The organism is Oikeobacillus pervagus (assembly GCF_030813365.1).
GTDB classification, from domain to species: Bacteria; Bacillota; Bacilli; order Bacillales; family DSM-23947; genus Oikeobacillus; species Oikeobacillus pervagus.
This window is the reverse complement of record NZ_JAUSUC010000061.1, coordinates 1-13,255: the sequence shown is the minus strand read 5'-3', so window position 1 is coordinate 13,255 and position 13,255 is coordinate 1. Positions and strand designations below refer to the sequence as shown.

Genomic DNA, 13,255 nt, shown 5'->3' with positions numbered 1-13,255 from the left:
TATTTGCCGTCTAGCATACATTTATGATAGAGTGCTTTCTCTTTTTTTGACTAGAAATATGCCTCAGGTACCCCCGAGTAAAATTTTACACATAGCGAAAAGTTGCTCATCACTCAAGGGATGTTCGGACAATGCGAACATCCCTTCTTTTTAATATTGGTAAAAGTACACGAGAACCAACAAAAACATATAGACGGAATTCGTAATTTCCAGCACTCCAATTTTGTTTGTGGATATTTTTCTCCCTACCATCATGATGGCACGAAGCAAACTAGGGAAGAATGCGAGAAACAAGAACGGTTCACGAAGGAAGATAAATAGCAGGACAATCCCAATATGATACCCCCAAGAAATTCGGTGAAAGACGACATTTTTCTTCTCACGAATCATCGTCTTCACATAAAATGTACTTCCAACAAAGAATAAAAAGCTGATGCCTCCAATCATCCAACATTGCGAATCCACCTGTTGTGATCCTACATAATAGCTGGCCATTCCCCCAATACAAAATGAAAGAATCGCGCTAAAATCATTCCATAAGGCTCGTTCACGTTTCTTTTTAGTAAAATAAAGATTGACGAGGAAAAACGGAAGCATCGCCAAACCAAAATAGACCATTCTCCACTGATAGATGAGGACAATGGTGATCATCACGAAAGCTATGCTTAAATAAAAGATCCCCCATCTCGTTAATTCCGGTCGTTTCTTTTTCTTCTTCATATTCATAAGGAGAGGATAGGTACCTAAATAAAGAAAGAACCAAGCAATGAATAAAGGGATATGCAACCAGGTGCCCCCACTAATGATGATACCTAGAAAAAAAGGGATGATGAGCATGGCCCAAGCACCATGTTGATTTGGAATAAGCGGTTTCATTTTCACGAACCTCCCTTTCGTTTCCTTATCCCCATCTTACCCATTCCCCTCTATTAAAAATGTGAACTATATCACAGTTCACATTTATTTCAAATCTTCAACACCCATTTTTCCATTGTTCAAGAAATATTAAGTGAAACTTCATTCGGTGGGGGTTCACTGCCCGTCAAGGTAATATAAAAAAGAACTAGAATCTCTCCCAGTCCTTCAATCGATTAACATCTAATCTTACTGCCTATAACTTGCTTCTCTTTCCACTTCCTGTTTCATGATCTGCTTTAAGCCGTATGTACGCTTTTCGGCCTCTTCTTTCTTTTCTCGTTCTTCTTTTTCCTTTTGTTTCACCATTTGTAAGGAGGATTGTTTATGGTCGATCTCTTTTAAAATAGCTTGAATTTCCTCACGTATTTCAATCAACTTACTATTTGCTTGCTTCATTTCCCCCGTAAGCGATGGTTCATAGTCGATATATTTTTCCAATACCGTGTCAGTCATTTGTTCATAAATTTTTTGTAGTTTCTTTTCAGCCTGTTTTTTTTCTGTTTGAATTAGACTTGATTTAATATAAGAAGTAACCGATTTGAATACACCCGATTTCCGCTCATGTTCAGATGACTGTCTCTTTTCGAGCGTTTTCAGTCTCTCTTGAAGTCGATTATATTTTACGGTTAAATCCCCAAAATAGGGTCGATTTTCATCAAAGCGGATATGTTCGACTAAACGTTCTCTCACTTGTATTAAAAAAGATTCCGTTTGCTTTTTCATATCTTGCATCGACTTCAGTTCCTTATTCAAGGAGTCTAACTCTTTTTTAAGTCGTTTTTGTACATTTAAATTGCGATCAATCGTACGAAGGATCGTTTTATAGGCTAGAAACCGTTCATTCCATTGATCACATAGAATCGTCAAATCTTCTATTCCTTGTTTCTCGGACGCTTTAAATGGAAGAGTCATTTGCAAAATCACAATCGGAATGAGTCCCTTATTAAATAACAGATTTTGATAGCGATATAGGACGGTTCCTCCATGAAAGATCAGCGATAACAGTAAATTCGGGTTTAATAACCAACTAAAAAACATCGTTGTACTAGATTGTCCTTCCATCTTCATTGTTTTTTCCGCTAATGATTGAAGAAGATGTTTATAAAAGGCAAATCCTGTACGATCAACAATGGCGGTAAATAATAATAACACCCCCTGTTTTTCGATCACTTTTTGCAACTCTTTCGGTTCAAGAGTAGAAATCTGCACCGCCTCTTTTAACTGCTCCTGTTGGTAATCCGGTAAAAAATGAAGGTAATCAAGAATATCAGAAATCCAAAGATGCCATTCATTTTCCCCTTTCTTATCTTGTAGATAATCAAAAATCTGCTTCATTTGCCAATGAATGATCGCATCTAATTTATTATGGTCATATAATGATTCATATAAAGAATCAAATTCCTTAAACTGCTTCGACATAAGCTCAAACGTATCGTCGACTATATCAGTACATTGCTTTTCGATTTCTTCTGTCAGATCAAAAAAACGACTTTCCAGCTTCCATGTTTTACTTAAATGAAGAAGTAGATCGAGCTGCAATTCTTCGTCGCGAATGGATGCAAGCGATTCTGCCTCTTTCTCTATTAATGTAAGAAAATGCTGAGATTGTTCTTTCGAAAAGAAATCCTTCGTTTTTAAAGAAACAAAGTCCCATATATTCATTTTACAAAGTAGAACATATACATATCGTAAATGATCCCCTTTGAGAGAAACGAGAGACTGGGCGAACTGTGATCCTTCCATAATATCCTCCTGTTGTCATCATAATATTATCTTTATTATATACAAAAATGGATCTATTTTTAAATGGCCACAGTCATTCTCCCCCGTCGTTATCTTTTTTTAGCTCAAGAAGGTGGAATTATATTGGATTTTATTGTGCAAAAATTCCAAATACCTCATCCCTCCCCTATTAGATGTCCTACTTTTTTTGAAAAAATTATTATATATTAATAGTTTTCTAAAATGTCAATAGAAATTATATGAACTTTTTTTAACATTTTTGTTGATAAATTGTAAGAAATTTCTTACAATATAATCATAATTCTGAATTTTTAAAATATTTTTAAGAAATGATCGGGGGGATGTTCATGGGGAACACAGTAATCAAAACTGTACCTCAACAAGCTTTAAACAAAGAAGAAGTAACAAACACCACATTAAAACAAGTTCATTATGAACAAATATCTGAAAGTGAAGAATTCAAACATCTTGTGAAACGAAAACGAAATTTTCTCGTTCCATTCTCAATTTTCTTCTTGGTCTTTTACTTTACTTTACCTATTTTAACTTCCTACACGACTATTCTGAATAAGGCTGCAGTGGGGGGGATCTCCTGGGCATGGGTCTTTGCTTTTGCCCAATTTATAATGACGTGGGTATTATGTACTGTTTATGTCAAAAAAGCGAATAAATTTGATCAAATGTCTGATGAAATAATCGAAAATTTAGAACAAGGAGATCAACGTCTATGAGTGCAGTCGCCATTACATTTTTCGTTGTCATTGTTGGAATTACCCTTTTCATTACGTTTTGGGCAGCTAAGCGTACGAAAACGGCCAGTGAGTTTTATACAGCTGGTGGAGGATTAACCGGTTGGCAAAATGGACTTGCTATTGCAGGTGATTACTTATCTGCAGCCTCTTTCCTAGGAATTGCAGGAGCAGTCGCCTTAAATGGCTTTGATGGATTTTTCTTCTCCCTTGGCTATTTAGTGGCTTATCTTGTCGTATTATACATTGTGGCTGAGCCACTTCGTAATCTTGGCAAATACACTCTTGCTGACATGATTAGCGCTAGATTTAACGAAAAAAAAATACGTGCTGTTGCAGCATTAAGCACACTCACCATTGTCATTTTCTACATGATTGCGCAATTAGTTGGCGCAGGTGCCTTAATCCAACTTTTACTTGGAATGGATTATAAAATTGCGGTTCTATTTGTTGGGGTCATGATGACCATCTATGTGCTTTTTGGTGGAATGACCGCGACAAGTTGGGTTCAAATCGTCAAAGCCGTTTTGCTTATGATCGGAACGGTGATCATCTCTGTTCTTGTATTAGCAAAGTTTAATTTCAATATTTTTACGATGTTCGATCAAATGAAGACTGCAACACCCCTTGGTGAGAACTATTTAAATCCGGGTGTAAAATATAAAAACCCACTTGATACTTTGTCCATGACATTAGCGCTCGTTCTCGGCACAGCCGGTTTACCTCATATTTTAATGCGCTTTTTTACAGTAAAAGATGCAAAAACCGCTCGCAGCTCTGTTGTCACAGCTACATGGGTAATTGGAATCTTCTATATTTTAACGATTTTCCTTGGATTTGGAGCTGCCGCTTTCGTAGGATCCACTGATATTATTAAAGCCAATGCGGCTGGAAATATGGCGGCCCCGCTTCTAGCAGGAGTTCTCGGTGGGGAATTTTTAATGTCCTTCGTTTCAGCTGTAGCCTTTGCCACAATCTTAGCCGTTGTTGCAGGACTTGTATTATCAGGTGCATCAGCATTTGCCCATGATATTTATGGACAAATTATCAAAAAAGGAAAAGCAACTGAAAAACAACAGATGCTTGCCGCAAGATATGCATCGATCTCTGTTGCCATCCTTTCTATTTTGCTTGCACTTTTTGCTCAAAAAATGAATGTGGCCTTCCTTGTTTCACTTGCATTCTGTATCGCAGCAAGTGCCAATTTGCCAGTCATTATTTTCACGATTTACTGGAGAAAATTTAATACAACTGGAGCCATCACAGGAATGCTTTCTGGTTTATTGACAGCACTTGTACTTGTAGCGATAAGCCCCAATGTTATAAGTCCTGAACCGGGTGCGGCGATCTTTGTTGGAGACCCACTCTTTAGTTTAACGAATCCAGCCCTAGTTTCAGTGCCTGTTGGATTTATCGGAGCCTATTTGGGAACCGTTCTTTCTCGCAATCGCGATGAGAAGAAATTTGCAGAAGTCACCGTAAAAGCCAATACAGGACTGAAATAATCTAAATAAGTGGCATTAGGTAGGAATATTCCTACATAGTGCCACTTAAATCATGTTCTTCATCTGTTCGGATGATTGGCCATTTTAAACCCGAAAATGTTTCCGCCATTTCTTTTAAACAACCATATACAAGAATGACCGATGGCTACTCCTCTTTCGGGCATCCCCTTCACAATTCCTTTCTCTTCCTTTGTTTCCACCCACTTTTACAATTTCCACGACACTTTCTTATTGTTCATTATTTTCTTCTATTGGAACGAAATTAAAAATTTCATGTGATTCAAAACGATCGACTAGTCGGTTTAGCCAATCATAATATTTTAATGTATAAGATAATTTCTCAATATCCATTTGAATGAGCTCTCGTAATGATTCATCCAGCGATTCTTGGTTTAATAATTCTACAAGTTCTGCTTTCGACTTTTCAATGGCTTGTACATTGATTGCGGTTCCTTCCCGCCACTGATCAGTAAATAGATTGATAAATGTCTGGAACCAATCTTCCTCCGCTTCATATAAATCTTTTCTCTCCCCTTTTTTCCAAACCTTTCTGACCATTTTCATATCAACAAGTGTTCTTACCGAAGTACTCATGCTCGTCTTACTCATTTGTAGTTCTGTTTTCATTTCATCCAATGTCATCGGCTCATTTTGAAAGAAAAGTAAACCATACAGTCGGCCAATGGAGGGGGTCACTCCATATAAATGAATATTATAGGCGATCGCTTCGATCACTCTTTCCCTCGCTTTTGCTATTGCCTCTTTTTCCAATGTTAAACACATCCTTCACTCTCATTATGTATAGCGTACTTTTCAATCGAATAGAAGTAAAGGAGAGGATCCGAGAGAAAACGACAGTAATTTTCTGAATTCCCCATATTTATTATGTACAGTTTATTCTGTACAAAGTACACGATAGAACAGCACGTTATTTGCTGGTTGTGTTCAGGATTGAACAATATGTAAAATATTAGATAGCATGTAGTTTTAGACAAGAGGTGGAAGGATGAACAATGGACAACATGTAAAAATCAAAGTAAATAAAGTAACAAAATTATTTGGAAAAAACGAAAAAAAATCACTCTCATTATTGAAGGAGGGGAAATCCAAAGCCGAAATTTTAAAAACAACCGGTGGTACAGTTGGAGTAAATCAAGCTTCCTTCGATATATTTGAGGGTGAAATTTTTGTCATTATGGGCTTATCGGGGAGCGGAAAATCAACCCTCGTTCGAATGATCAATCGATTGATCGAGCCTACACAAGGGGAAATCTTCATCGATGGCGAAAATATTACTAATATGAATAAAGAACAATTAAGAAAAATTCGTCGAAAAAAAATTAGTATGGTTTTTCAAAAATTTGCTTTATTTCCCCATCGAACCGTTCTGCAAAATACAGAATATGGTTTAGAAATTCAAGGGACCCAAAAACTAGAGCGAGAAAAACGTGCCACAGAAGCATTACAACTGGTTGGATTAGAAGGATATGAACAGCAATATCCGAACCAACTAAGTGGGGGAATGCAGCAACGTGTCGGTCTTGCCCGAGCCCTTGCCAATGATCCCGATATTTTATTAATGGATGAAGCTTTTAGCGCCCTAGACCCTCTTATTCGGAAAGAAATGCAAGACGAACTATTAGAATTACAATCTTCCATGGCCAAAACAATCGTTTTCATTACTCATGATTTAGACGAAGCGTTAAAACTAGGCGACCGAATTGTCTTAATGAAGGATGGAAATGTCGTTCAAATTGGTACTCCAGAGGAAATTTTAATGAATCCTTCCGATGAGTATGTAGAACGCTTTGTTGAAGATGTCGATCTTTCCAAAGTGTTAACAGCGGGCCATATTATGAAACGACCAGAGTCTATTCATGTGGATAAAGGACCATTAGTCGCCCTAAAACGAATGAAAAATCTCGGAATCTCTTCTATTTATGTTGTGGACAAGCACCAACAATTACTCGGGGCTATTACCGCCCAACAAGCGAAAAAAGCCATTGAAGAGAACCTTTCTCTCTCTCACTGTATGACAACAAATCTAGACATTGTCTCTCCTGAAACATTACTCATTGATTTGTTTGAAAAAGTCTCTCGTGCTTCGATCCCCGTCGCCGTCGTTGATCAAAATAAATTAAAGGGACTTCTCGTAAAAGGTGCTGTAATTGGAGCACTTACAGGGAGCGACTCCTTTATAAATGATTACCTATCTGAACCACTTTCTGAAGTCGCACCTTCTAAGGAGGTGAAGTAAATGAAAGATTCATTGCCAAAACTCCCCCTTGCCGATTGGGTCGATGCGGGAATTGAATGGTTAACGACTAATTTTAGTGGGGTATTTGATCAAACGTCCCTTTTTTTAGAGACAACGGTTGAATCACTCGTTTCCTTGTTAAATATCGCCCCTTCTATTTTTCTAGCCATCATCATTTCACTTATAGCTTGGAAATTTGCTGGGTGGAGAATCGCCTTATTTTCTCTAATTGGATTGTTATTTATTGATTATTTAGGTTATTGGGAAGGAATGCTAGATACACTTGCCCTTGTGCTAACATCAGTCCTTCTATCAACCATTATTGGCATTCCATTAGGGATTTGGGCTTCTCAAAATGAAACCGTCCGCCATATCATTACACCATTACTAGATTTCATGCAGACGATGCCGGCATTCGTTTATTTATTACCAGCCATTTTCTTTTTTAACATCGGAATGGTGCCAGGTGTAGTGGCTTCGGTCATTTTTGCGATGCCACCTACGATACGCTTAACGATTTTAGGAATTAAGCAAGTGCCTGAAGATTTAATTGAAGCAACCGAAAGCTTTGGTTCAACCACAGGTCAAAAACTAATGAAAGTACAACTTCCATTAGCCATGCCTACCATTATGGCTGGATTAAACCAAAGCATTATGCTCGCCCTTTCCATGGTCGTAATCGCCTCCATGGTGGGAGCACCAGGCCTTGGTGCAGAAGTGTATCGAGCCGTTACACAGTTACAAATCGGGACCGGTTTTGAAGCGGGACTGGCAATCGTAATCGTTGCCATTGTTTTAGACCGAATAACCCAAAATATCGGGAAGAAAAAACAAGGAGGAACCATTTAATGTTCAAAAATATTTTAAAAATAAGTGCTGCAGCCTGTTTAACAATTGGTCTAGCTGCTTGTTCAAGTTCAGATGAAACGAGTAAATCTAAGGATGAGAAAGCTAGCTCTGTTGGTGAAAGTGTAGATTACAAAATCACCGGAATTGACCCAGGTGCGGGAGTAATGAAAGCAACCGAAAAAGTAGTCAAAGAATATGAATTAAATGACTGGGAAATTGTTGAGGGATCAGGAGCCGCAATGACAGCAGCCTTAAAAAAGGCCTATGACAAAGAGGAACCTATTATCGTTACAGGGTGGATTCCTCACTGGAAATTCTCAAAATTTGATCTTAAATTTCTTGAAGATCCAAAAGGTGTTTATGGCGAAGAAGAAAATATTCATACGATCGCAAGAAAAGACTTGAAAAAAGATCTACCAGAAGCCTATAAAGTGTTGGATCAATTTAACTGGACATCAGACGATATGGGCGAAGTCATGGTGAAAATTGAAGATGGCATGAAACCAGATAAAGCCGCTGAACAATGGATAAAAGACAACAAAAACCTTGTTCAAAAATGGACAAAAGGGGTAAAAGAAGTAAAAGGTAAAAAAGTCGAATTAGCCTATGTAGCATGGGCAAGTGAAATCGCCAGTACAAATGTTCTTGCAAAAGTGTTAGAGGATCTTGGCTTTAAAGTAACATTAAATCAAGTGGAAGCAGGTCCAATGTGGACAGCCGTAGCTGATGGTAGTGTTGATGCTTCCGTCGCAGCATGGCTTCCAGTGACACATGAAGATTATGCTAAGAAATTCGATGGTAAATTTGAAGACTTAGGGGCAAACCTAGAAGGAACTAAAATCGGCTTAGTTGTTCCAAGTTATATGGACATCAATTCTATTGAAGATTTAAAATAATTAGGTACAAGGAAACCACCATCAAGGTGGTTTCTTTCTGTTTGATGGAAAATTCCCCTCTGCAAGATTGCCCTTTATATTTCACATCGATTGTCTAATCTCCCCCTTCCTTTTCCGACCTCCCTCATACCGATCCAAAAGTTTAGGAGATTTTTGAACTAGCTAAGAGAAATCTATCGCCTCCGGACGTCCGGTCAGCAAAAAATTATTTTTTTTCTAACGGAAATCTTTGTTTCATCGTTTGATCAATTTGCACAATTTGTCCTTCATGAATCGTAATCTGAATCGTTCCAAATTCTATCCCTTTTAATGCTTTTAAAATAATATTGACCTTTTCCGTATCCTTTAAAGAAGGGTTGCCCATGATCATTCCCCCTAACCTTTCCCTATTCATGTAAAAACGACCCCTGAACAAGAGGCCGCAATCATCTCCCTTTCCTCTTATCTTTCAGGACGATTCCCTGCTGGATGAGGCACCAGTTAACATAGCTAATGGTTGCCGAGACATCATCGGTCCAGTTCCCTCCGTCTCTCTTTATAAGAGTGATCAATCATTGATTGTCTTTATTGTATGTTGACAATTCCTAGTTGTCAACTGTGTTTACTTAAATTTATAAAAAAATAGGAAATTCATAACAAAAGTCTCCGTTTACAGACGATTGAAAAGGGATGTTCGCCGGTGAACATCCCTTTTTTTGCATTTGGATTGTCTTTGTTATGTTGATTTGAGTGAAAGTAATGATATTGAGGTGATAAATTTAGCATATTTCCCGTTCCTGTTTGGGCTTATTCTAAGTGGAATTGGTGATTTCATAAGTCTTTTTAAGTTATATATCCCGTTATTTGTTATTTGTATATTAAAAATTAACTATATTGTTTAACTTTAGCAATCTTGCTTTTCATGAGCTGGATGGCTTCATTATATTCTTTTTCCAACTGGTCGATAATTTGGGCCGTTGTCTGGATTTCTCTTATGGCCCCCACTCCATGACCTGCTGACCAAATATCACGCCATGCTTTTGTGTTGGATTGTTTATGCATACTATCAAACTCAATTTTCTCTTTCTTCTCTAATTCCGCTGGGTCTAGGCCTGCGCGAATGATACTCGGTTTTAGCATATTCGCATTAACACCTGAAAAAGCATTCGTTAACATAATGTCCTCCTGAGTGGAGTCGACAAGCATTTGTCGATACTCATCATTAGCCATGCTGTCGGTTGCTACAATAAAGCGTGTCCCCATATAGGCGAAGTCTGCACCGGCTGCCTGAGCTGCTAATATCCCATATCCTGTCGAAATTCCGCCAGCCAAAATGATAATTCCATCCCAAAAAGAGCGGACTGTATCAACAAAAGAAAAACTATTGATATTTCCTGAATGTCCACCTGCTCCAGACGCCACCAAAATGAGTCCATCTACTCCAGATTCAGCTGCTTTTCGAGCGAATGAAGCATCACTCACATCTGAAAAAACAAGTCCACCGTAATTATGAACAACTTCCACTACTTTTTTCGGATTACCTAATGACGTAATCACAAGTTCAGGCTGATATTTACGTATCAAATTCAATTCTTCCTCTAGACGACTATATGAACTATGGACGACAATATTCATTGCCCATGGCGCTATTTTTCTATTGGGCTCTCGTTTTTTCGCTTCTGACAATTGTTCTGTTAATTGCCCCATCCATCCATCTAATTGTTCAATTGGACGAGCATTTGGTGCTGGAAATGACCCAATAATCCCATTCATACAACATTCCTTTACAAGATCTGGTCCTGAGACTAAAAACATTGGAGCAGATATTGCCGGCAACCTCATTTGACCTAACCAACGATTTAATAATTCCTTGCTCACATCTCTTCCTCCCTTAATTAGAAAATTCTGATAAATGAAATCTATCCTATTATAATTTATTCAATTATCCAGTTCAACTAATTTGTAAATCGTACTTTTATATGTTTTTGGAGCTTTAAATGTTTTTCAAGCTCCAAAAACTTTTCATTCATTTCCTCATATAAAGCCAATTGTTTTTTCCTATATGCATCAATCGTTCCGGTCGGATGAAGAGCTAAATTTATGTATTGTCGATAAAGGATATGTGCATCCAAAAGTAAAGAATAACATGTAATATAAGGCTCTGGTGGCTCTGGAAGATCCTGTAGTAGTTGGCTAGATGTTTCATATCCTTTCTGTAATTCTTGAATTTGTTCTGAATAATTGGTTTTTAGCTGATCCCAACTATTACTTTCCTGATAAAAAAGAGGATTCTCCGGAGGATTTCCAATATTCTTCTCGTAATGTTGTATTAAATCATTTGCAAGTTTTTTATTTCGAGCCATTAACAAATAAATATGATTCATTTTCCTCACATATCTCTCCTCTTTTCTTTCCACCGAAAAAGGACTGAAAATAAGAAAGATGATTATTACCAATAAGATAAATAACACCGTAATCATGACGATTTTCCTTTGCATTAACTTAGTTTGTAATTCAGCCATTTCCTGCACCTCTCTCTTCCCTGCCTATTACCCTATACCCATTCTTACGAAAAATTAGACGGAAAGTTTCATCATAAGGCGGATTAATTCAAAAAAAGGAGGGAAATAGGGGATATTTCCACATAATAGACAAAATTTCGATCTTTTTTTCTTTTCCATGTTAAAAAAAGGAGATTTGCTATGATTTTGTCTATTTTTATAGTATAGTATTTTCAGAACATTAAAATAGCTCACACCAGGAGGGATGAAGATGGATTGGATCCGTCAATACCAAGATAAAAGAATGTCAGCTCAAGATGCTGTATCCTTGATTGAACCCGGAGACGATATTATTACTCCTATATTAGTAGCAGAACCCCCTACTCTAATGAAAGCATTAGAAACTCATATGGGGTTACGAGGAAATCGCCTTTTCCAAATGTTCACACCTAGAGAAATCATTTCTGTACCAAGAGAACGACTTCAAATTATTAGTATGTTCATGGGAGCGTATGAAAGAAAAGCGTTTAATGAAGGGAAAATTGACCTTCTTCCAAACCATTTTTCCGATGTTCCAAAGCTACTGAAACAATTCACAAGTAATCAAGTGATCATGGCTGTTGTATCTCCAATGGATGAAGAAGGATATTTTTCATTAGGAACCAATTGTGATTATACAGTTGAAATGATTGACCAAGCAAAAACAGTTCTGCTTGAAGTTAATGAATATATGCCTAGAACTTATGGGGAAAATAAAATTCATATTTCAAATGTAACCGCTTTAATTGAGAATAACCAACCTTTACCTGAAGCTCCCCCTCCGAAAGTAACGGACAAAGACCGGACAATCGGCAGCTACGTGGCTGAACTCATCCATGATGGAGATACTCTCCAAATCGGCTACGGGTCTGTACCAAATGCCATTATGGAAAATTTAGTTGATCACAAACATTTGAGTATTCATACTGAAATGATTCCTGATAAAGTACTAGATTTATATGAAAGCGGCGCCGTAACAAACGAAAAGAAACACGCCTACAAAGGAAAATTAACGGCAACCTTTGCTTTCGGTTCAAAGCGTCTATACAATTTTCTAGACCGAAATGAAGCTGTCTGCATGCTCCCTGTAACGATTACAAATGATGTGTGTCATTTAGCTGGGTATGAAAGCCTTGTCACCATCAATGCCACAGTTGAAGTAGACTTTCTTGGGCAATGTAACTCCGAAATGATGGGGAATTTCTACTGGTCAGGGTCTGGTGGACAAGCTGAATTTCAAATTGGATCCCGTTTATCCAAAGCTGGAAGAGCCGTGCTATGCCTACACTCTACCGCGAAAAAAGATACGATTTCAAGAATCGTACCCGTCTTAAATGGGGGAACTCCAGTGACAACGTCGAAAAATGATGTCGATTATATCGTGACAGAATATGGAATTGCTAGATTACGTGGAAAAACGATTCGCGAGCGAACAAAAGAATTAATCCGAATTGCTCATCCAAACTTCCGTGAAGAACTCACTTTCCAAGTGAAAAAAATGGGCTATCTAATTTAGTCGCAAGAACAAATGCGGAAGTGCCTTGTCCATCGGTGGACGAATTTCGCACGTTTACACTGGGATCATAAAAGCTGATGTTGACTGATCGTAGGAAAAAACGGAGAAATTCTCTAGAGAATAGGCGCAGAAGGATTGCTGTGTACAACCATTTTATTAGAAGATTCATCATTCCAAATTTTATCGTTTCATTCACAATGAAAAAGAGGGCTCTTCGCTATTTACAATGAAATTGTAGAAAAATTAAAGTCTAGTTTTCTCAGATATTTAAAAACGGACAAGGGAATGAGTTCAATTGCTCGC

12 protein-coding genes and 1 riboswitch are annotated in these 13,255 nt (G+C 37.7%); of the genes, 6 read left to right on the top strand and 6 right to left on the bottom strand.

All coding sequences use genetic code 11. The features are described 5' to 3' along the window. Positions 1-150: 150 nt before the first annotated feature. Entirely contained in the window at positions 151-876 is a 726-nt protein-coding gene (locus J2S13_RS15250; protein WP_307258691.1) for a YwiC-like family protein, read from the bottom strand. A gap of 228 nt (positions 877-1,104) precedes the next feature. Next, positions 1,105-2,661: a hypothetical protein gene (locus J2S13_RS15245; RefSeq protein ID WP_307258690.1), complete on the bottom strand. Its 1,557-nt coding sequence runs from the start codon at positions 2,659-2,661 to the stop codon at positions 1,105-1,107. 347 nt (positions 2,662-3,008) lie between these two features. Between J2S13_RS15245 and J2S13_RS15240 the strand changes: the two genes are divergently transcribed. Together J2S13_RS15240 and J2S13_RS15235 are read left to right on the top strand one after the other, a co-directional pair. Then, positions 3,009-3,392, top strand: a complete 384-nt coding sequence (locus J2S13_RS15240) for a DUF485 domain-containing protein (RefSeq protein WP_307258689.1) — start codon at positions 3,009-3,011, stop codon at positions 3,390-3,392. Continuing rightward, positions 3,389-4,915: a solute symporter family protein gene (locus J2S13_RS15235; protein ID WP_307258688.1), complete on the top strand. Its 1,527-nt coding sequence runs from the start codon at positions 3,389-3,391 to the stop codon at positions 4,913-4,915. The genes J2S13_RS15240 and J2S13_RS15235 overlap by 4 nt, the downstream gene beginning before the upstream one ends. A gap of 228 nt (positions 4,916-5,143) precedes the next feature. Here J2S13_RS15235 and J2S13_RS15230 read toward each other — a convergent pair whose 3' ends face one another. Beyond that, positions 5,144-5,698 (bottom strand): GbsR/MarR family transcriptional regulator, encoded by a 555-nt coding sequence (locus J2S13_RS15230; protein WP_307258687.1) that lies wholly within the window; start codon positions 5,696-5,698, stop codon positions 5,144-5,146. Between the two features lie 223 nt (positions 5,699-5,921). Between J2S13_RS15230 and J2S13_RS15225 the strand changes: the two genes are divergently transcribed. From J2S13_RS15225 to J2S13_RS15215, 3 genes are read left to right on the top strand one after another with little or no spacing between them, the layout of a single operon-like run. Next, positions 5,922-7,172, top strand: a complete 1,251-nt coding sequence (locus tag J2S13_RS15225; protein WP_307258686.1) for a quaternary amine ABC transporter ATP-binding protein — start codon at positions 5,922-5,924, stop codon at positions 7,170-7,172. Next, positions 7,173-8,021: an ABC transporter permease gene (locus J2S13_RS15220; protein ID WP_307258685.1), complete on the top strand. Its 849-nt coding sequence runs from the start codon at positions 7,173-7,175 to the stop codon at positions 8,019-8,021. Further along, entirely contained in the window at positions 8,021-8,917 is an 897-nt protein-coding gene (locus tag J2S13_RS15215) for a glycine betaine ABC transporter substrate-binding protein (protein WP_307258684.1), read from the top strand. Before J2S13_RS15220 ends, J2S13_RS15215 begins: the two co-directional genes overlap by 1 nt. Before the next feature lie 205 nt (positions 8,918-9,122). On the opposite strand, the gene J2S13_RS15210 is transcribed toward J2S13_RS15215, so the two are convergent. From J2S13_RS15210 to J2S13_RS15200, 3 genes are all read right to left on the bottom strand, one after another. Further along, entirely contained in the window at positions 9,123-9,281 is a 159-nt protein-coding gene (locus J2S13_RS15210; RefSeq protein WP_307258683.1) for a YezD family protein, read from the bottom strand. 74 nt (positions 9,282-9,355) lie between these two features. Beyond that, positions 9,356-9,461, bottom strand: a riboswitch (SAM riboswitch). A 320-nt stretch (positions 9,462-9,781) separates the two neighbouring features. After that, entirely contained in the window at positions 9,782-10,774 is a 993-nt protein-coding gene (locus J2S13_RS15205) for an NAD(P)H-dependent flavin oxidoreductase (RefSeq protein ID WP_307258682.1), read from the bottom strand. A gap of 77 nt (positions 10,775-10,851) precedes the next feature. Continuing rightward, the gene (locus J2S13_RS15200; RefSeq protein WP_307258681.1) at positions 10,852-11,418 is read right to left on the bottom strand and encodes a hypothetical protein; all 567 of its coding nucleotides are present in this window, start codon (positions 11,416-11,418) and stop codon (positions 10,852-10,854) included. Between the two features lie 250 nt (positions 11,419-11,668). On the opposite strand from J2S13_RS15200, the gene J2S13_RS15195 reads away from it, so the two are divergent. Next, complete coding sequence (locus J2S13_RS15195; RefSeq protein WP_307258680.1) at positions 11,669-12,952, top strand: acetyl-CoA hydrolase/transferase family protein; 1,284 nt, start codon at positions 11,669-11,671, stop codon at positions 12,950-12,952. Positions 12,953-13,255 lie beyond the last annotated feature (303 nt).

Coding starts and splice junctions, on each gene's coding strand:
- J2S13_RS15240 (WP_307258689.1), top strand. CDS start 3,009: ATGGGGAACACAGTAATCAAAACTGTACCTCAACAAGCTTTAAACAAA.
- J2S13_RS15215 (WP_307258684.1), top strand. CDS start 8,021: ATGTTCAAAAATATTTTAAAAATAAGTGCTGCAGCCTGTTTAACAATT.
- J2S13_RS15230 (WP_307258687.1), bottom strand. CDS start 5,698: ATGTGTTTAACATTGGAAAAAGAGGCAATAGCAAAAGCGAGGGAAAGA.
- J2S13_RS15195 (WP_307258680.1), top strand. CDS start 11,669: ATGGATTGGATCCGTCAATACCAAGATAAAAGAATGTCAGCTCAAGAT.
- J2S13_RS15250 (WP_307258691.1), bottom strand. CDS start 876: ATGAAACCGCTTATTCCAAATCAACATGGTGCTTGGGCCATGCTCATC.
- J2S13_RS15200 (WP_307258681.1), bottom strand. CDS start 11,418: ATGGCTGAATTACAAACTAAGTTAATGCAAAGGAAAATCGTCATGATT.
- J2S13_RS15220 (WP_307258685.1), top strand. CDS start 7,173: ATGAAAGATTCATTGCCAAAACTCCCCCTTGCCGATTGGGTCGATGCG.
- J2S13_RS15225 (WP_307258686.1), top strand. CDS start 5,922: ATGAACAATGGACAACATGTAAAAATCAAAGTAAATAAAGTAACAAAA.
- J2S13_RS15235 (WP_307258688.1), top strand. CDS start 3,389: ATGAGTGCAGTCGCCATTACATTTTTCGTTGTCATTGTTGGAATTACC.
- J2S13_RS15210 (WP_307258683.1), bottom strand. CDS start 9,281: ATGGGCAACCCTTCTTTAAAGGATACGGAAAAGGTCAATATTATTTTA.
- J2S13_RS15245 (WP_307258690.1), bottom strand. CDS start 2,661: ATGGAAGGATCACAGTTCGCCCAGTCTCTCGTTTCTCTCAAAGGGGAT.